Here is a 17,181-nt window from a genome sequence, read left to right on the forward strand (position 1 = left end):
GCGATTTCCGGCGGCTCACGTCAACTGTTGCACCAAACTCTAATTCGTGCAACAAATGTTTCATGGCCGAGCCCGCGAAATCCTCGCCGCTGAGCGAACTGCGCATCGCATTGCCATCGCTTCCGATGCGGTTGCAGGAGGTCGGACGTTTCGTCGCAGCGAATGATTACGATGCCACCACCCGTTCAATGCGCGATCTCGCGGCGGAAGCCGGCGCCGATCCCGCCGCATTCACGCGGCTCGCAAAGGCCATCGGCTATTCCGGCTGGGATGAATTACGCGCGGCACTGACCGAGGCGCGACGGCCGTCGCAAATCTCGCCGTTCTCCGGCCGCGCCAAAAGCCGCAGCCATGGCCCGCACGCCGATGTCGCACTGGTCACCGACAAGCTCGCGGCCGAGGCTGCCGGCCTTCCGCGCATCTCCGCACACGCGATCACGGAAGCGGCCCGCGCACTGCATGACGCCAGGCGGATCTGGATCACCGGTTATCGGAGCTGCCGCAGCGTCGCGGAGCTGCTGAACTACGAACTACGGCTATTCCGTCCCGAACAGGTGCAGATCGTCGGTACGTCCGGCCCTGACGATCTCGACCTCGGCGCCTTCCGGCCCGGCGAAGCGGTCATCGTCATCGGGTTCTTGCCTTATACACATGCGAGCGTCCGCGTCGCACAAGCTGCCTACCGTGCCGGGGCGACGCTGATCGCGATCGCCGATAGCCTCTCGGCACCGATGGCCGAAGGCGCCGACCACGTGCTGCTGTTCGAAGCGGCCTCCTCGCCTGGCTTCTTCCCGAGTCTCACTGGCGCCATTGCGATTGCGCAGTCGCTGGCCGCGGTGACCTTCTCGCTCGGCGGCACGGCCGCGAAGAAGCGTCTCGAAAATACAGAGGCGCGGCTCGCTGCAGCCTCGACCTACGTCCCAGAGAAAGGTTGACCCATGGCCGCTCGCACCAGCCGCGTGCTGCATCGTTCGTTGCGCGAGACGCCGCCCAAGGCGATCGGCGGCGAAGGCGTCTATCTCTTCGCCGAGGACGGACGGCGCATCATCGATGCCTCCGGCGGCGCGGCGGTCTCCTGCCTCGGCCACCAGCATCCGCGCGTGATCGCGGCGATGGCGAAGCAGGCCTCGGCACTGGCCTATGCCCACACCGCCTTCTTCTCGTCCGAGCCGGCCGAGGCGCTGGCCGAGACGCTGGTGGGCCACGAGCCCGGCGGCCTCGCTTATGCCTATTTCGTCAGCGGCGGGTCGGAAGCGATCGAGGCCAGCATCAAGCTCGCGCGGCAATATTTCATCGAGCGCGGCGAGCCGCAGCGGCAGCATTTCATCGCGCGGCGACAGAGCTATCACGGCAACACGCTCGGCGCCCTCGCCGCCGGTGGCAATGCCTGGCGTCGCGCGCCCTATGCGCCGCTGCTGTCGGCTGCCTTCAGCCACGTGACGCCGGCCTTTGCCTATCACGAGAAGCACGACGGTGAATCGGATACTCAGTTCGTGGCGCGGCTCGCCGCGGAGCTCGAGGCCGAGTTCCAGCGGCTTGGTCCGAACACCGTCGCTGCATTTCTCGCCGAGCCCGTTGTCGGCGCCACTGCGGGTGCCGTGACCGCGCCGGACGGCTACTTCAAGGCGGTCCGCGAGATCTGCGACCGGCATGGCGCGCTGCTGATCCTCGACGAGGTCATGAGTGGCATGGGCCGCACCGGCACCACCCATGCCTGGGAGCAGGAGGGCGTCGCGCCCGACATCCAGGCCATCGCAAAAGGTCTCGGCGGCGGCTACCAGCCGATCGGAGCGATGCTCGCGAGCGGCAAGATCATCGACACGATCCGAGCTGGCTCGGGCGCATTCCAGCACGGCCATACTTACCTGGCGCATCCCCTCGCCTGCGCGGCCGCGCTCGCGGTGCAGGATGTGATCCGCGAGGACGGCCTGCTCGACCGGGTGAAGAAGCGTGGCAAGCAGCTTGAGCAGCGCCTGATCGAGCGCTTCGGCAATCACCGCCATGTCGGCGATATCAGGGGCCGCGGGCTATTCTGGGCGATCGAGCTCGTCGCCGATCGCGCCAGCCGCACCTCGTTCGATCCGGCGCTCAAGCTCAACCAGAAGATCAAGGCGGAGGCCTTCGCCAATGGGCTGGGCTGCTATCCGGGCGGCGGCACCGTGGACGGCGTCCGCGGCGACCATGTGCTACTGGCGCCGCCCTATATCACTTCGGCCGACGAAATCGACCTGATCGTCGACAAGCTCGGCACGGCCGTCGACGACGTGTTGCGTAGTGTCAATCACTGAGGGGAGAGTATTATGATGAGGAAAGTGGTTATTGCGGCAGGTGTGCTCGCGGCTTCGACGGTTATCGCGTCGGCGGCGACGCTCGACACGGTGAAGAGCCGCGGCACGCTGGTGTGCGGCGTCAGCGCGGGCTTTGCAGGTTTCTCCGCGCCGGACTCGCAAGGCAATTACAAGGGCCTCGACGTCGACTATTGCCGCGCGCTCGCGGCCGGCGTCCTCGGCGACCCCAACAAGGTGCGTTACGTCTCGCTGACGGCGCAGAACCGTTTCACCGCGCTGCAATCGGGCGAGATCGACGTGCTCTACCGCAACTCGACGCAGACCTATTTGCGCGGCGTGACGCTGGGCCTGCGGCAAGGCCCGATCAACTTCTACGACGGCCAGGGCTTTGTCGTGAAGAAGGACCTCGGCGTGAAGGAGCTCAAGGATCTCAAGGGCGCCACCGTCTGCGTCGCGCAAGGTACTACGCACGAGGTCACGCTCGGCGATTACGGTCGCGCCAACGGCATCGACTGGAAGCCGCTGGTGTTTGATCGCGTCGACACCATGTACCAGACCTTCTTCGGCGGCCGCTGCGATGCCATGACCCAGGACGCTTCCGCACTCGCGGGCGCCGTGACCACCGCGGCACCGAACCCTGCCGATTACGTCGTGCTGCCGCAGACCATCAGCAAGGAGCCGCTCGGCCCCTTCACCCGCAACGGCGACGAAGTCTGGAGCGACATCATCACCTGGCTGCATTACGGCCTGATCGAGGCAGAGGAGCTCGGCGTCACGCAGGGCAACGTGGATGAGATGGCGAAGTCGCAGACGCCTGCGATCCAGCGCCTGCTCGGCGCCTCCGGCGATCTCGGCTCGCGGCTCGGGCTCGACAACAAATGGCTGGTCACGGCGATCAAGGCCACCGGCAATTACGGCGAGATCTACGAGCGCAATGTCGGCAAGGCGAGCCCGCTCAAGCTCGAACGCGGCCTCAACGGCCTCTGGAGCAAGGGTGGCTTGATGTACGCCATTCCGTTCAAGTAAACACGCGTGTCCCGAACGCGCTGCAGCGTGTAACGCTGCTGCGCAGAGCCGGGACCCAGCGGCCACGATGGGCCCCGGCTCTGCAGCGCCACACTACGCATTGCGCTGCGTCCGGGGCACGAGATTCTTTTCCAGGTAGTCACGTTCAATGACGACACCCCCTCGCATCGCCCTGATCCACGCCCTCAAGCATTCCATCGCTCCGATCGAGGCGGCGTTCGCAACGGCCTGGCCCGAGGTACGGCTGATGAACCTGCTCGATGACAGCCTGTCGGCGGATCTGGCGTGCGACGGCGCGCTCACCGATGCCATGACCGAGCGCTTCCTCGCGCTCGGCGATTACGCGGTCGCGACGGGCGCGGACGCGATCCTGTTCACCTGCTCGGCCTTCGGCCCCTGCATCGAGGCGGTCGCAGCGGCGCATGCGCCGATGCCGGTGCTCAAGCCGAACGAAGCCATGATCGAGCAGGCGGTGACGATGGGCAAGCGGGTCGGCCTGCTCTCGACCTTCCCGCCGACGCTGGTCTCGATGCCGCCGGAGTTTCCCGCCTCGGTCCAGATCGTGCCGAGACTTGCCGAGGGCGCGCTGGCTGCACTCGACCGCGGCGACCGTACCGAACACGATCGGCTGATTGTGGAAGCATCAAAGGACCTGCGCGATTGCGATGTCATAGCGCTCGCGCAGTTCAGCATCGCGGCCACGGCGCCGCTGGTTGCGGAGGCCACCGGCCGCCCTGTCGTCACGACGCCGGACAGCGCCGTGCAAAAGCTGATGAAGCTGCACGCGGCAAAGACTTAAGCGCCGGCCTTCTCCTTGCGGCGCGCGTCCTTGATCGCGGTCGCGAGCGCCGTCTTCGTCTCGTTGACGAAATCCTCGACCAGCTCCTCGCGCGTGGCATGCGCGGCCTCGCCGGTGAACAGGCCCTGCTCGGCCAGCGTCACCACGCCGTGTAGCGCCGCCCAGATCTTGAGCGCGTGCCGCTCGCGCAAGTAGCCGACCGCCGGCGCCTCCAGAGCTTCAATAACCAGCACAAACGTCTCGCGCGTGGCCTCGTGCAGCTCGCTGCCCTTGGCCGCGCAGGACACGGTGCGCGATGCGAACATCAGCCGGTAGATCCCATTGCGGCGAAGACCGAATTCCAGCGTCGCCTGAGCCAGCCGCGACAGTTTTGATTGTTTCGACGACTTCGCCATCGCCTCGCGCAGGATCGCGCTGAGCTGCCGGAACGCCTCCGCCGTCACCGCCGCGAGCAGCGCTTCCCGGTCAGCGAAATGCCGGTACGGCGCCGGCTGCGAGACGCCGAGCTGTTTTGCCAGCGCCTTGATGCTGATCGCCTCCGCCCCGCCCTGCTCGGCCTCGCGCAGCGCGGCCTTGATCAAGGCGTCGCGGAGATCGCCATGGTGGTAGGTATTGGGCGGCTTACGGGCAAGTTGTGAACGCATGTTGCGCCGAGCCTATAAGTTTGCGCTTGACAGGGGAAGCCTGTCGCGAATGTAATAGGATATAACTTAAAGCTTGGCAACCAACGCCGCCGATAGAAACTGACATGAGGAACGCGAGCCGTCCTTCGGACCGCTCGCATACGACCGAGGAAGCCGCAATGACAGAGCGACTGAGAGTTCACGTCGATCCCGACAAATGCCAGGGCCATGCACGTTGCAGGGCGCTCGCACCGGAGCTGTTCGAACTCGACGAGTACGGCAACGCCCACGAAGCGGGGGACGGAACTGTCCCGCCGGGACTCGAAGACAAGGCCTGGCTTGCAAAATCCAATTGTCCGGAAATCGCAATCGATGTGATCGAAGAGTAGCGCGGCTTCTGCCCGTTTGCGTGCCTTCAGCGAACACGAGCTCCAAGGGATTCCGAGATGTCCGACGTCAGCCAACCTGCCGCCCATCCGCCCGTGACCGACTGGGTCAACGATTTCGACCACACCGACCCGCAATGGACGGAAGACCCCTTCCCGATCTGGGAGGAACTACGCGCCGCAAGCCCCGTCGTGCGCACCGAACGCTTCCTCGGCTGCTACATGCCGACGACCTATGAGGCGGTGCGGGAGATCGCCAACGACACCGAGCATTTTTCGTCGCGCCGCATCATCGTCCGCGACGCGCGGCCCGAGGTAACCCAGAACGCCGCCCCGCCGATCACCTCCGATCCGCCCGTGCACAAGCCGGCCAAGCAATTGCTACTGCCGCCGTTCACGCCGGACGCTATGAAGAAGCTCGAGCCGCGCGTCCGCGCCATCTGCAACGAATTGATCGACGGCTTCATCGCCGAAGCCGGGGTCGATGCGGCGGCGCGTTACACCAAGCACATCCCGGTGCGCGCGATCGCCCACATGCTCGGCATTCCCGAGAGCGATAGCGACCTCTTCATCAACTGGATCCACATGATCCTTGAGCTCGGCATCAAGGACGAGACCATGCTGCTCCAGGCCGTGCACGAGATGAGCGACTATTTCAGGGCTCATATCGAGGAGCGCAGGAAGAAGCCGACCGACGATCTCATCTCCTATCTGATGAATGCCAAGGGCAAAGACGGCCAGCCGCTGGAGGAAGCCCACGTGCTGGGCTCGCTGCGCCTGCTCCTGATTGCCGGCATCGACACCACCTGGAGCGCGATCGGCTCCTCGCTCTGGCACCTCGCCCGGACGCCGGCCGACCGCGAGCGCCTGACCGCCGAGCCCGCGCTGATCCCGACCGCCGTGGAGGAGCTGCTGCGCGCCTATTCGCCGGTGACGATGGCGCGCGAGGTGGTCAAGGAAACCACGATCTCGGGCTGCCCGGTCAAGGCTGGCAACATGGTGCTGCTCTCCTTCCCAGCCGCCAACCGGGATCCAAAAATGTTTCCGGACGCTGACAAGGTCGTGATCGACCGGCGGGAGAACCGCCATGCCGCCTTTGGCCTTGGCATCCATCGCTGCGTCGGTTCCAATCTGGCGCGGATGGAGATGCAGGTCGCGCTGGAGGAATGGCTGAAGCGGATTCCGGACTTCCGGCTCGACCCGGCAGGCACCGTGACCTGGTCGCAGGGCACGGTGAGAGGCCCCCGCCAGTTGCCATTTTTGCTCGGAAAGGCGATGTAGGCTCCCAGACATTGGATTTCTGGGAGGCCGGACGTGACAGAGCAAGCAATCAAACCGGCCTCCGAGCATTTTGACGTCGCCGACGCCGAGCGGCGGATCAAGGCGATCTTCATCGGCTCGATCGGCAATCTCGTCGAATGGTATGATTTCTACGCCTATACAGCGTTCGCGCTCTATTTCGCTCCCGCCTTCTTCCCAGGCAGTGATCCCGTCGTCCAGCAATTGAACGTCGCCGTTGTGTTCGCGGCGACCTTCCTGATGCGGCCGCTGGGCGGCTGGTTGTTCGGCTACATCGCCGACAATTTCGGCCGCCGCATCTCGCTGACGCTGTCGGTCGTCTTCATGTGCTTCGGTTCACTGATCATCGCGCTCACGCCGACCTATGCCACGATCGGTTTTGCCGCCCCGGTGATTCTCGCGCTCGCCCGCGTCATCGAAGGCCTGAGCCTCGGCGGTGAATATGGCGCCAGCGCCACCTACCTCAGCGAGGTCGCCGACCCCAAGCACCGCGGCTTCTATTCGAGCTTTCAGTACGTCACGCTGATCGGCGGCCAGCTCACCGCGATCATCGTGCTCTTGCTCCTGCAAAAGGTATTCCTCACGCCCGAGGAGCTGAAAGCCTGGGGTTGGCGGATTCCCTTCGTGATCGGCGCGATGCTCGCGATCTTCGCCGCGGTGATGCGGCGCGGCCTGCACGAGACCGAAGCGTTCGAGGAAGCCAAGAAACTGGCGAAGCCGACCGGCTCGATCGCCAATTTGCTGAAATATCCGCGCGAGCTGTTGCTGGTGGTCGGCCTGACCGCGGGCGGCACCGCGGCGTTCTACACCTTCACCACCTACATGCAGACTTTCGTCAAACTCTCGGTCGGGCTGACCGAGGACCAGACTACTTTCGTGATCTTCGGCACGCTGATCTTCGCGACCATCCTGCAGCCGATCTATGGCGCGATCTCCGACAAGATCGGTCGCAAGCCGCTGCTGATCTTCTTTGGCGTCGCCGGCACGCTCGCGACCGTGCCGCTGCTGATGACGCTGAAGGAGACCAAGTCGCCATTCACAGCGTTCATCCTGATCTGCTGTGCCTGGCTGTTCGTCGCAGGCTACACCTCGATCAACGCGGTGGTCAAAGCCGAGCTGTTTCCGACCAATGTCCGCGCCCTCGGCGTAGGCCTGCCCTATGCCATCACAGTCTCGGTCTTCGGCGGCACGGCGCCGGCGATCGCGCTCTATTTCAAGAGCATCGGACATGAGGAATGGTTCTACTACTATCTCAGCGGCGTCATCTGCCTGTCGCTGATCATCTATTCTACCATGCGCGACACCAAACATGCCTCCGCGATGCATCGCCACGAGTAGCTCATGGCCGACGAGCCGCCATCCGACAGCAAGCTGACGCGCGCCAAGGAGAAGTGGGCGCGCGAGGGCCGCTTCCTGACGGGCAGGACTATCCGCCCGGAAGACCAGCGGCTGCCGCCCGGCCAGCATCTCACCAAGGACTGGCCCGTGCTCGATCTTGGGGTCGTGCCGCCGGTTTCGCGTGAGCGCTGGCGGCTCGACGTCTACGGCGCAATCAAGAACTCCGTGTTCTGGACGTATGCGGAGTTTGCTGCTCAAAGGCAGACGCAGTTCACTTCAGACATCCACTGCGTCACCACCTGGTCGCGCTACGACAACCAGTGGGAAGGGCTAGCGACGCGCGAACTGCTCGCGGCCTGCCAGCCGCGCGAGGATGCGCACTTCGTGGCGCTGCACTGCTATGACGGCTACACCACCAACCTCGCACTGGAAGACTTTGCCGCCGAGGACGCGCTGCTCACCCATAGCTGGTCGGGCGAACCGCTGTCGGACGAGCATGGCGGCCCGGTGCGGCTGGTCGTGCCGCATCTCTATTTCTGGAAGAGCGCCAAATGGCTCCAGGCCATCGAATTCGTGACCGAGGACGCACCGGGCTTCTGGGAAGTCCGCGGCTACCATAACCGCGGCGATCCCTGGGCCGAGCAGCGCTATTCAGGCGACTAGGATTCAACAAGAACGAGGGGAAGCCCATGCCGACGGAACGCTTTCAATTCACCGGCGAAGGCAACCATCAGCTTGCAGCCGCGCTGGAGCTGCCGGACGGTGAGCCCGTGGCCTTCGCGCTGTTCGCGCACTGCTTCACCTGCGGCAAGGACACGCTGGCGGCCAAACGCATCTCGGTTGCGCTTGCTGCCAAAGGCATTGCAGTGCTGCGCTTCGACTTCACCGGTCTCGGCTCAAGCGAAGGCGATTTCGCCAATTCGACGTTTTCCTCCAACGTCGCCGATCTCGTGCACGCGGCCGACCATCTGCGCGCGACCCGCAAGGCGCCGTCGATCCTGATCGGCCACAGCCTCGGCGGCGCCGCGATCCTCGCGGCGGCAGGAAGGATTCCCGAGGCGAAAGCGGTCGCGACCATCGCGGCCCCGTCCGATCCCGCCCACGTCACCGGCCTGTTCAAGGAGCATGTCGACGCGATCCGCGCGCAGGGCGAAGTCGAGGTTTCACTTGCTGGCCGTCCGTTCCGGATCAAACGCGAATTCCTCGACGACATCGTCGAGCACGAACTGATGAAGGACGTCACCGGCCTGCACAAGGCGCTGCTGGTGATGCATTCGCCGGTCGACGACACCGTCGGCATCGACAACGCAACGAAGATCTTCGTTGCGGCAAAGCATTCCAAGAGCTTCGTCTCGCTCGACCATGCCGATCATCTCCTGACCAAGCCGGCCGACGCGCTCTACGCCGCCGACGTGATCGCGACTTGGGCAAACCGCTACGTCGAAGTCGCCAAACCCGCGACGGCGGCAGACTCGTCCGAAGCGCCGCGTCTGGTCGTGGTGCAGGAAACCCGCAAGAGCAAGTTCAACCAGATCATTTCGGTCGGGCCACATCGTCTGGTGGCGGACGAACCGGTTGCCGCCGGCGGCGAGGATGCCGGCCCGGGCCCCTATGATTTCCTGCTCGCCGGTCTCGGAGCCTGCACCTCCATGACCATGCGCCTGTATGCCGACCGCAAGTCCCTGCCGCTTGATCGTGTCACGGTCACGCTGAAGCATTCCAAGATCTACGCCAAGGACTGCGAGGAGTGCGAAACGCGCGACGGCATGCTCGACCAGATCGAGCGCGACATTGCGATCGACGGCGCGCTCGATGCCGAGCAACGCAAGAAGCTGATGGAGATCGCCGACAAATGTCCGGTGCACCGCACACTCACCTCGGAGATCCGCATTGTGACCAGGGCTGTGAGCTAGCGCGATCGCGCTAGAAACACGACGCCATCGTCCGCACGGCCGCGCTGATTTCGTTCTCGCGCCAGGCCGCAAAGCCGAGCAGCAGGCCGTGATCGCGCGGCCGGCCGAGCGCGAGGCTGGACAAGGGGCGAGTCTCAACTCCTGCTGCCACCAGCCGCTTTACCGCCGCTTGATCTGCGGTCCCACGCTTGAGGCGGGCGACGAGCTGAATGCCGCCCGAGGGCACCTCAACGGACAGCACGTCGCCGAGATGGCGCTTCAGTCCCTCCACAAGGTGATCGCGACGCGCATGATAGAGCCGGCGCATCCGCCGGACATGCGCGAGAAAATGGCCGTCCGTGATGAACTCGGCCAGCGCTTCCTGGATATGGCTGGCGGCAATCAGCCCGACGTGCCGTTGTGCGATCTCCAAAGTGCTGACCAGCGCCGGCGGCGCGACGAGATAGCCGAGCCGGATATCCGACGTCATCGCCTTCGAGAACGTGCCGACATAGAACACGCGGCCATGGGCATCGAGCCCCTGCAAGGCCGGCACCGGCCGGCTATCGTAGTGGAATTCACCGTCGTAATCGTCTTCCACGATCCAGGTCTTGCCCGGCCTGCTGGCACCGAGAAACTCGGTGCGGCGGGCGAGCGACATCAACCGTCCCGTCGGGTGCTGATGCGTCGGCGTCATGAAGATCAGCGTTGGCGTTGCCATTTTCGGCATCCCCTGCATGCCCTGCTCGTCCAGCCTCACGCCGGTCACACGCGCACCGGACGCTCGAAAGGCAGCCGCGGCGCCGGGATAGCCGGGATCCTCGACCCAGACATCGTCGCCCGGCGCGATGACGGCAGCCGCAATCAAGGTCAGCGCCGCCTGCGCGCTCGGCAGGATCATGATCTGGTCAGCCGTGGCGCGGACCCCTCTGCTGGTCGCGAGATAATGCGCGAGCGCCTCGCGCAGCCGCGGCCGGTTGACCGGGCCGAGCTCGCGTTTGGCCGCAAGCACGGCGCTGCGGCGCAGGCAGCGTGCCCAGACCTCGTTCGGAAACTCCCTGAAATCACCATGCCCCGGACGCAGGGGACGCAGCGGGGCCAGATAGGACATCGGCCAGTCGGTCTGCTGGAGCTTCGACGCCCACGGAGAGAGCCGCGGCCTCGGCGAACGCACACGCGATGTGGCAGCGCCTGCTGCTTCGATCCGCTCGCCGCCATCGACCGTCACAACTGGGCGCCGCCCGCGCGACGCTGCCAGATATCCCTCCGCGGCGAGCTGCTCGAACGCATAGGTGACGGTGTTGCGGGAGACGTTGAGATCGCTCGCAAGCCGGCGGCTCGATGGCAAGGCGTGGCCTTTACCGATACGGCCGCTTGCGATCAGGCTCCTCAGCTGGCTCGTCAACTGCGCCACCAGCCCTTCCTCCCCGGCCCGCTTCAGCCCAATCAGTCCGGCAATCATCTCTTCTGAAACTGGCACCTTATTCCTTCTCAGTCTGGCACTTTTTAAGGTGCCAATTGAGATGCTATGCCCCGGGCCAGACTGCTTCAAGGACCTTGCGATGAATTCTCCCCTGTCACCCCGCACCGCCGTCAGCCTCTTCCTCATCGTCGTGCTGGCCTGGGGCGTGAACTGGTCGGTGACGAAGCAGCTGGTGCAATTCGTTCCGCCGCTGTGGACCGCGGCAATCCGCAGCTGGATCGCGCTAACTGGATTGTTCGTGATCCTCGGACTGAGCAACAATCTGGTCATTCCGGAGCGACGCGACATCCCCGTGGTCCTCAGTGTCGCCTTGCTGCACATGACGCTGTTCTCGACGCTGGTCGCGGCCGGCCTGCGTTTTCTGCCCGCCAGCAAGGGCATCGTGCTGGGTTATACGACGCCGCTCTGGGTCGCCCTCGCGGCGCCACTGCTGGGCAAGGATACACTGACCACGCCCAAAGTCGCCGGCGCATTGCTTGGACTAGCGGGCCTTGCCGTGATCCTGAATCCGGCATCGATCGACTGGACCAACGTCAACGTCCTGCTTGGCGCCGGCATGGTGATCCTGGCCGCGATCTGCTGGGCCGCGAACATCATCTACATCCGTGCACATCGCTGGATCGCCTCGCCACTCCAGCTTTTGATCTGGCAGGTGCTGGTCGCGACGATCGTGCTGTCGATCGCCGCAACGATCACAGACGGTCTGCCGCACGTGGAATGGTCGTGGAAGCCGGTGCAGCTGTTCCTGTATTCGGGCCTGATCGGAACGGCGCTGGCCTATTGGGCGATGTCGATGGTGAACAAGAGCATCTCGGCCCTGACGACGTCGCTCGGCACCACCGCGACGCCACTCGTCGGCATAGCCAGTGCTGCGATCCTGCTGGGCGAACCGATCGACATCAGTCTTGCCATCGCGGCAGCGCTGATCGTCGCCGGCATCGGCCTTGCGACTCTAGGCGACCGACTGCTGCGGGATCAGGCCATCGCGAGGGGCTGAACCCGCAGCGCACCGCGCAGGCCCGCCGTCGTGCCGAGCAGGATTCCGGCAACCGCAATGAACGAGCCCACCGCGAGCGTCGACATGCCGGTGAGCCCCTGCCCAATCGAGCAGCCGAATGCCATCACGCCGCCGATCCCCATCAGCGTGGCGCCGCCGGCCGAGCGGAGCATGTGGCGTGGCGAGGAATAGCCTTCGAGCTGAAAGCGGCCCGTGGCGAGCGCGGTGACTAGACTGCCGGCGAAGACGCCGGCGACCGTCGCGATGCCGAAGTTGAGCGTCAGGCCGGTCGAGAGCATGGCGTATTGCAGGGCGTCCGCGATCGGCGCGATGAAGGTAAGCGACGTCACCGGAACCGGGCTGAAGTCGTCAGCGCCGAGATAACCGGTGGCGAACCAGCCGCCGGCGGCGAGGAGGCCGATGATGATGCCGGCCGCGATCTGGCCCGGCGAGCGGCGGAACGCCGGATGCGCGAAAGCAAAGAAGATCAGCGCAACGACGATCGCGACGGAAGCCAGCACGCGCGAGACGGCTTCGCCGAGACCGACGGTCGCCAGCAGCGACGGGAACGAATTGGCGCTGACCGTAGCTTGCGAGACTTGAACCAGCGCAATGCGCGCGGGTGCAATCAGGCCCTTGAGTGTCATCTGCGCGGCAATCGCGAGCACGATCACGACGACGAAGGAGCGGAGATTGCCGCGGCCGAGCAACACCAGAGCGCGCGAGCCGCAGCCATTCGACAGCACCATGCCGTAGCCGAACAGGAGGCCGCCGAGGAACAGCACCGGCGCCGAAAACGTCGGTTGCAGGTAGATCGACTTGCCGAGGTCGACCGCGCCGCTGCCGGCGAGAAACTGGCTAGCCGCAATCGCAACCGCGATCGCCAGCGCATAGGTCCGCACCAGCCGGCCGTCGCCCTTCGCCAGAAAGCCGCGCATGCTGCTCATCAGGCAGAAGCCGCTGAGCAGGCCGACAGCGCCGTAGACGAGCCCGATGGCGAGGCCGGCGAGGATGACGAGTTGAGCGGACGACTCCATGGTTACGGCTTCAGGATCACGCGATCGCGCGAGGAGCCAGCGACGGCCGCATAAGCTTCCTTGGCGCGCTCCAGCGGATAGATCGCATTGGCCTTGATCGGGAACGGCTTCAGGTGGCCGCTCGCAAAACCGGGCCCGAGGTCGCGCAGCACCGCGCCCGTTGCGGCGGACGGCAGGCCGAGCGTGTCGATGCCGACATAGGTGTGCTGCCCCCGGTAGAATTCGAGGATGTTGAATTGCACGATGCGGTCGATCGCGGCGATCAGGATCTGGCGACCGCGAAGTGCCAGCGATTTGTGTGCTGCCTGAAAATAGGGATCGCCGACGGTGTTGAAGACGATGTCGGCACCCTTGCCGCCGTTCACTTCGCGCACGCGCGCGGCGACATCGGTGGCGGAGGAGTCAATCACCTCGACGGGCGCGTTGCTGTGGCCTTCATAAGCCTCGGCCTTGCGCACCACGCCGATGACGCGCGCACCCTGCCAGGTCGCAATCTGCACCGCGGCCTGGCCGACCTTGCCGTTGACGCCGAATACCAGAACGGTGTCACCGCTCTTCGGCAGGCCGGCGCGGCGAAAACCTTCCATGGCGGTGACGAAGGGAACGCCGATGCCGGCGGCCTCCGCCCAGGATACGCTCTTCGGCTTGTCGACGACAGCATCGGCCTCGACGACAAGATGGGTGGCATGGGTGCCGTCGCGGCGGATGCCGAGATCACCGGAGGAGCCGAACACCTTGCGGCCGATCGTGCCGGCCGGCCCGCCGATCACCACACCGGCGTAGTCGCGGCCGGGCGTCCGTGGGAAGACTGCATAGGGCATCAGCCCGGTCGCTGCCTTGACGTCCGACGGGTTGACAGCCGCGGCCTTCACTTCGATCAGGAGATCGTTTGCACCGCACGTGAGCGTATGACGCTCGAGGCGAGGTGCAATCGCGGCGGCGTTCTCGGCCTTGGCATTGAGGCGAACGCAGCGCGCTTCGACGGTTTTGGGATCGGCTGATGACATCGAAAGACCCACGATTTCTCGCGGGCCTTGTCGCCCTTACGGATGGTCAAGTCAATCCTTCGGCCGCTTGTCGTAAAGCCGCTTGGCCTTGCCGAGCGAGCGCTCCAGCGTGGCCGGGGCGACCACCCGCACATTGGAGCTGATGCCGATCGTGTTCTTGATGTGGGTCGATATCCGGTCCGCATGGTCCAAGAGACCCCGGCCGTCCCAGCTTTCGGGGCGCGCCTCTGCGATGATGGTCAGTTCGTCCATACGGCCTTCACGGGTCAGCTCCAGGACGAAGTGGCCGCCACACCAGTCGGTCGCGAGCAGCACCTCTTCGATCTGGGTCGGAAACAGATTGACGCCGCGCAGGATGATCATGTCGTCCGAACGCCCCGTCACCTTCTCCATGCGCCGCATGCCCGGCCGCGCCGTGCCCGGCAACAGCCGCGTCAGGTCGCGGGTGCGATAGCGGACGATCGGGAAGGCTTCCTTGGTCAACGAGGTGAAGACCAGCTCACCCTTCTCGCCGTCCGGCAGCACCGCACCGGTCTCGGGATCGATCACCTCGGGATAAAAGTGATCCTCCCAGATATGGAGACCATCCTTGGTCTCGATGCATTCCTGCGCGACGCCGGGCCCGATCACCTCGGAGAGGCCATAGATGTCGGTCGCGTCCATGTCGAAGGCGTCCTCGATCTCGCCGCGCATCGCGTTGGTCCAGGGCTCGGCGCCGAAAATGCCGACCTTGAGCGAGCATTGGCGCGGGTCGAGTTTCTGGCGCTTGAACTCGTCCAGGATCGCCAGCATGTAGCTCGGCGTGACCGTGATGATGTCGGGACGAAAATCGTTGATGAGCTGCACCTGCCGCTCGGTCATGCCGCCCGAGATCGGGACCACCGTGCAGCCGAGTTTTTCGGCGCCGTAGTGAACGCCGAGGCCGCCGGTGAAGAGGCCATAACCATAGGCGTTGTGGATGATCATGCCGGTGCGGCCGCCGGCGGCGCGGATCGAGCGCGCCATCACCTCCGACCAGGTGTCGATATCGCGCTGGGTGTAGCCCACGACGATCGGTTTGCCCGTCGTGCCAGACGAGGCGTGTACGCGCACCAATTTTTCACGCGGCACGGCAAACATGTTGAACGGATAATTGTCACGCAAATCCGTCTTCACCGTGAACGGAAACTTTGCCAGATCGGACAGCTCGTGAAAGTCGGACGGATGCACGCCGGCCTTGTCGAAGGCCTTGCGGTAATGCGCGACGTTGTCGTAGGCGTGCTTCAGCGACCAGGCGAGACGTTGCGTCTGGAGTGCCCTGATCTCGTCGCGCGATGCGCGCTCATGCGCATCCATCTCGGCCCTATAGGTGTGGCCGCCTTCCTTCAGCTTCGTCGAAGCCATTCTCGTTTCCCCACATCATTGGTTTGTTCTTTTGCTTATTGACCTCGCTCTGGCAGCCACGTGCCGGGAATGACACGCGAATGCCCGCGGAATTCGGCGATGACGGCGGCACCGGCGGTGACGCGAACGTCGTAGATGCCGGAGCGGCCGCCGCGCGCGACCTCGCGCGCGGCTGCAACGAGGCGGTCGCCGAGCTTGCCGGGCTTGATGAAGGTGATCTGGCCCAGCGCCGCAACCACACGGTCATTGTGCGAGTTGCACGCGAACGCGAAGGCGGAATCCGCAAGCGTGAAGATGAAGCCGCCATGGGCAATGCGCTGGCCATTGACCATGTCCGGCCGCACTGTCATCGCCAGCGTCGCAAAGCCCGGGCCGATCTCGACGATTTCCATGCCGAGGCCTTTGCTGGCGTCGTCCTCCGCCCACATCGCATCGGCACAGGCGCGGGCCACGTCTTCGGGCGACAATGCTGTCTTGAGATTCACGCGCCTCTCCCGGCCGAATGTTTGGACGCAATGTTCTGCTGGTTGGTCAAGACTGTCAAACGTGGTCGTAATCGACCACGACCCGCTCGGACGACGGCTTGGCCTGGCAGGTCAGGACAAAACCGGCCTTCAGCTCCCAGGGCTCCAGCGAATAGTTGATGTCCATCGGCGCCTCGCCTTCCACCAATTTTGCGCGGCAGGTTGAGCACATGCCCCCCTTGCAGGCAAAAGGCAGATCGACGCCAGCGCGCAGCGCAGCATCGAGGATCGCCTCGTCCTCGGCGACCGGCACGTCGCGGCGCTTGCCGTCGATAATCAGCGAGGCGATCGCCTTCGGGCGCGCATCGGGAGCAACAATCTTCTTCGGGCGCGGCTTGCCGCCGAATTCGGAGACGAAACGCTCGACATGGATGCGCTCGCCGGCGATGCCGAGATCGCGGCAGGTCGCCTCGATCTCCTCGCTCATGCCAAGGGGACCGCAAACGAAAACATGGTCGACGCTCGCGGCCGGCACCAGCGAGCGCAGCAGCACCTTTACTTTCTCGCCTTCGAGCCGGCCGTGCAGGATCGGGATGTCCTGTTCCTCGCCCGAGATGACGTGGAAGATCGAGAGACGGTCGATGAAGCGATCCTTGAGCTCCTCGAGCGCTTCGAGGAACATGATGTTGTCGGTCGCGCGGTTGCCGTAGAACAGGAAGAAGCGGCTCTGCGGCTCGCGCGCCAGCACGCCCTTCACGATCGACAGGATCGGCGTGATGCCGGAGCCGGCGGCGAAGCCGACATGGATGCTTCCGGTCTCGGCCGGCGGGATCACGCCGAAGCGGCCCGTCGGCGTCATCACGTCGAGCTCATCGCCGCATTTCAAGTCGTCGGCCGCCCAGCTCGAAAACGCGCCGCCATCGACCTTCTTCACGGCGATGCGGATCTCGCCATCGTCGGGACCGGAGCAGATGGAATAGGAGCGGCGCACCTCCTCGCCATCCAGCATCGTGCGGAGCGTGAGGTACTGGCCGGGGCTGAACGCATAGTCGTCGGCGAGTTCGCGCGGGATCGCGAAGGTCAGCGATACCGCATCCGACGACTCGCGGCGGAGATCGTTGACAGCCAGGCGATGGAAGCGTGGTGCGGCTGCTGACAT

The 17,181-nt window shown here is 64.9% G+C and carries 17 protein-coding genes; 10 read left to right on the top strand and 7 right to left on the bottom strand.

Annotated elements, in window-relative coordinates; translation table 11 throughout:
- Positions 1-62 precede the first annotated feature (62 nt).
- From ABIB73_RS14415 to ABIB73_RS14430, 4 genes are all read left to right on the top strand, one after another.
- A complete protein-coding gene (locus tag ABIB73_RS14415; RefSeq protein ID WP_354225009.1) occupies positions 63-935 on the top strand; it encodes a MurR/RpiR family transcriptional regulator in 873 nt (290 codons plus the stop codon).
- 3 nt (positions 936-938) lie between these two features.
- Positions 939-2,288: an aspartate aminotransferase family protein gene (locus tag ABIB73_RS14420; protein ID WP_354225010.1), complete on the top strand. Its 1,350-nt coding sequence runs from the start codon at positions 939-941 to the stop codon at positions 2,286-2,288.
- A 12-nt stretch (positions 2,289-2,300) separates the two neighbouring features.
- Complete coding sequence (locus ABIB73_RS14425) at positions 2,301-3,314, top strand: amino acid ABC transporter substrate-binding protein (RefSeq protein WP_354225011.1); 1,014 nt, start codon at positions 2,301-2,303, stop codon at positions 3,312-3,314.
- A gap of 148 nt (positions 3,315-3,462) precedes the next feature.
- Positions 3,463-4,113: an aspartate/glutamate racemase family protein gene (locus ABIB73_RS14430; RefSeq protein ID WP_354225012.1), complete on the top strand. Its 651-nt coding sequence runs from the start codon at positions 3,463-3,465 to the stop codon at positions 4,111-4,113.
- Here the strand turns inward: ABIB73_RS14430 and ABIB73_RS14435 are convergent.
- A complete protein-coding gene (locus ABIB73_RS14435; RefSeq protein ID WP_354225013.1) occupies positions 4,110-4,757 on the bottom strand; it encodes a TetR/AcrR family transcriptional regulator in 648 nt (215 codons plus the stop codon). The two genes, ABIB73_RS14430 and ABIB73_RS14435, sit on opposite strands and share 4 nt — an antisense overlap.
- Before the next feature lie 158 nt (positions 4,758-4,915).
- Between ABIB73_RS14435 and ABIB73_RS14440 the strand changes: the two genes are divergently transcribed.
- Genes ABIB73_RS14440 through ABIB73_RS14460 form a run of 5 tightly spaced genes read left to right on the top strand, consistent with a single transcriptional unit; the run spans position 4,916 to position 9,672 of the window.
- Positions 4,916-5,125 carry a ferredoxin gene (locus ABIB73_RS14440; RefSeq protein ID WP_354225014.1) on the top strand — a complete coding sequence of 70 codons (210 nt, stop codon included), beginning with the start codon at positions 4,916-4,918 and terminating at the stop codon, positions 5,123-5,125.
- A 57-nt stretch (positions 5,126-5,182) separates the two neighbouring features.
- A complete protein-coding gene (locus ABIB73_RS14445) occupies positions 5,183-6,403 on the top strand; it encodes a cytochrome P450 (protein WP_354225015.1) in 1,221 nt (406 codons plus the stop codon).
- A 33-nt stretch (positions 6,404-6,436) separates the two neighbouring features.
- Positions 6,437-7,759: an MFS transporter gene (locus ABIB73_RS14450; protein WP_354225016.1), complete on the top strand. Its 1,323-nt coding sequence runs from the start codon at positions 6,437-6,439 to the stop codon at positions 7,757-7,759.
- A 3-nt stretch (positions 7,760-7,762) separates the two neighbouring features.
- Positions 7,763-8,422, top strand: a complete 660-nt coding sequence (locus ABIB73_RS14455; RefSeq protein WP_354225017.1) for a sulfite oxidase-like oxidoreductase — start codon at positions 7,763-7,765, stop codon at positions 8,420-8,422.
- A 26-nt stretch (positions 8,423-8,448) separates the two neighbouring features.
- On the top strand, positions 8,449-9,672 hold the full coding sequence (locus tag ABIB73_RS14460; protein WP_354225018.1) for a bifunctional alpha/beta hydrolase/OsmC family protein: 1,224 nt from the start codon (positions 8,449-8,451) through the stop codon (positions 9,670-9,672).
- Positions 9,673-9,682: 10 nt separating this feature from the next.
- On the opposite strand, the gene pdxR is transcribed toward ABIB73_RS14460, so the two are convergent.
- A complete protein-coding gene (pdxR, locus tag ABIB73_RS14465; RefSeq protein ID WP_354225360.1) occupies positions 9,683-11,113 on the bottom strand; it encodes a MocR-like pyridoxine biosynthesis transcription factor PdxR in 1,431 nt (476 codons plus the stop codon).
- A gap of 100 nt (positions 11,114-11,213) precedes the next feature.
- On the opposite strand from pdxR, the gene ABIB73_RS14470 reads away from it, so the two are divergent.
- On the top strand, positions 11,214-12,131 hold the full coding sequence (locus ABIB73_RS14470) for a DMT family transporter (RefSeq protein ID WP_354225019.1): 918 nt from the start codon (positions 11,214-11,216) through the stop codon (positions 12,129-12,131).
- Here the strand turns inward: ABIB73_RS14470 and ABIB73_RS14475 are convergent.
- From ABIB73_RS14475 to paaE, 5 genes are read right to left on the bottom strand one after another with little or no spacing between them, the layout of a single operon-like run.
- The gene (locus ABIB73_RS14475; protein WP_354225020.1) at positions 12,110-13,168 is read right to left on the bottom strand and encodes a YeeE/YedE family protein; all 1,059 of its coding nucleotides are present in this window, start codon (positions 13,166-13,168) and stop codon (positions 12,110-12,112) included. The genes ABIB73_RS14470 and ABIB73_RS14475 overlap by 22 nt on opposite strands.
- Positions 13,169-13,170: 2 nt before the next feature.
- Positions 13,171-14,175 carry a quinone oxidoreductase family protein gene (locus ABIB73_RS14480; RefSeq protein WP_354225021.1) on the bottom strand — a complete coding sequence of 335 codons (1,005 nt, stop codon included), beginning with the start codon at positions 14,173-14,175 and terminating at the stop codon, positions 13,171-13,173.
- 51 nt (positions 14,176-14,226) lie between these two features.
- Positions 14,227-15,558 carry a phenylacetate--CoA ligase PaaK gene (gene paaK / locus ABIB73_RS14485; RefSeq protein ID WP_354225022.1) on the bottom strand — a complete coding sequence of 444 codons (1,332 nt, stop codon included), beginning with the start codon at positions 15,556-15,558 and terminating at the stop codon, positions 14,227-14,229.
- A 35-nt stretch (positions 15,559-15,593) separates the two neighbouring features.
- The gene (gene paaI / locus ABIB73_RS14490; protein ID WP_354225023.1) at positions 15,594-16,043 is read right to left on the bottom strand and encodes a hydroxyphenylacetyl-CoA thioesterase PaaI; all 450 of its coding nucleotides are present in this window, start codon (positions 16,041-16,043) and stop codon (positions 15,594-15,596) included.
- A 55-nt stretch (positions 16,044-16,098) separates the two neighbouring features.
- Complete coding sequence (gene paaE / locus ABIB73_RS14495; RefSeq protein ID WP_354225024.1) at positions 16,099-17,181, bottom strand: 1,2-phenylacetyl-CoA epoxidase subunit PaaE; 1,083 nt, start codon at positions 17,179-17,181, stop codon at positions 16,099-16,101.

It is taken from the genome of Bradyrhizobium sp. F1.4.3, from assembly GCF_040548375.1.
GTDB lineage: Bacteria > Pseudomonadota > Alphaproteobacteria > Rhizobiales > Xanthobacteraceae > Bradyrhizobium.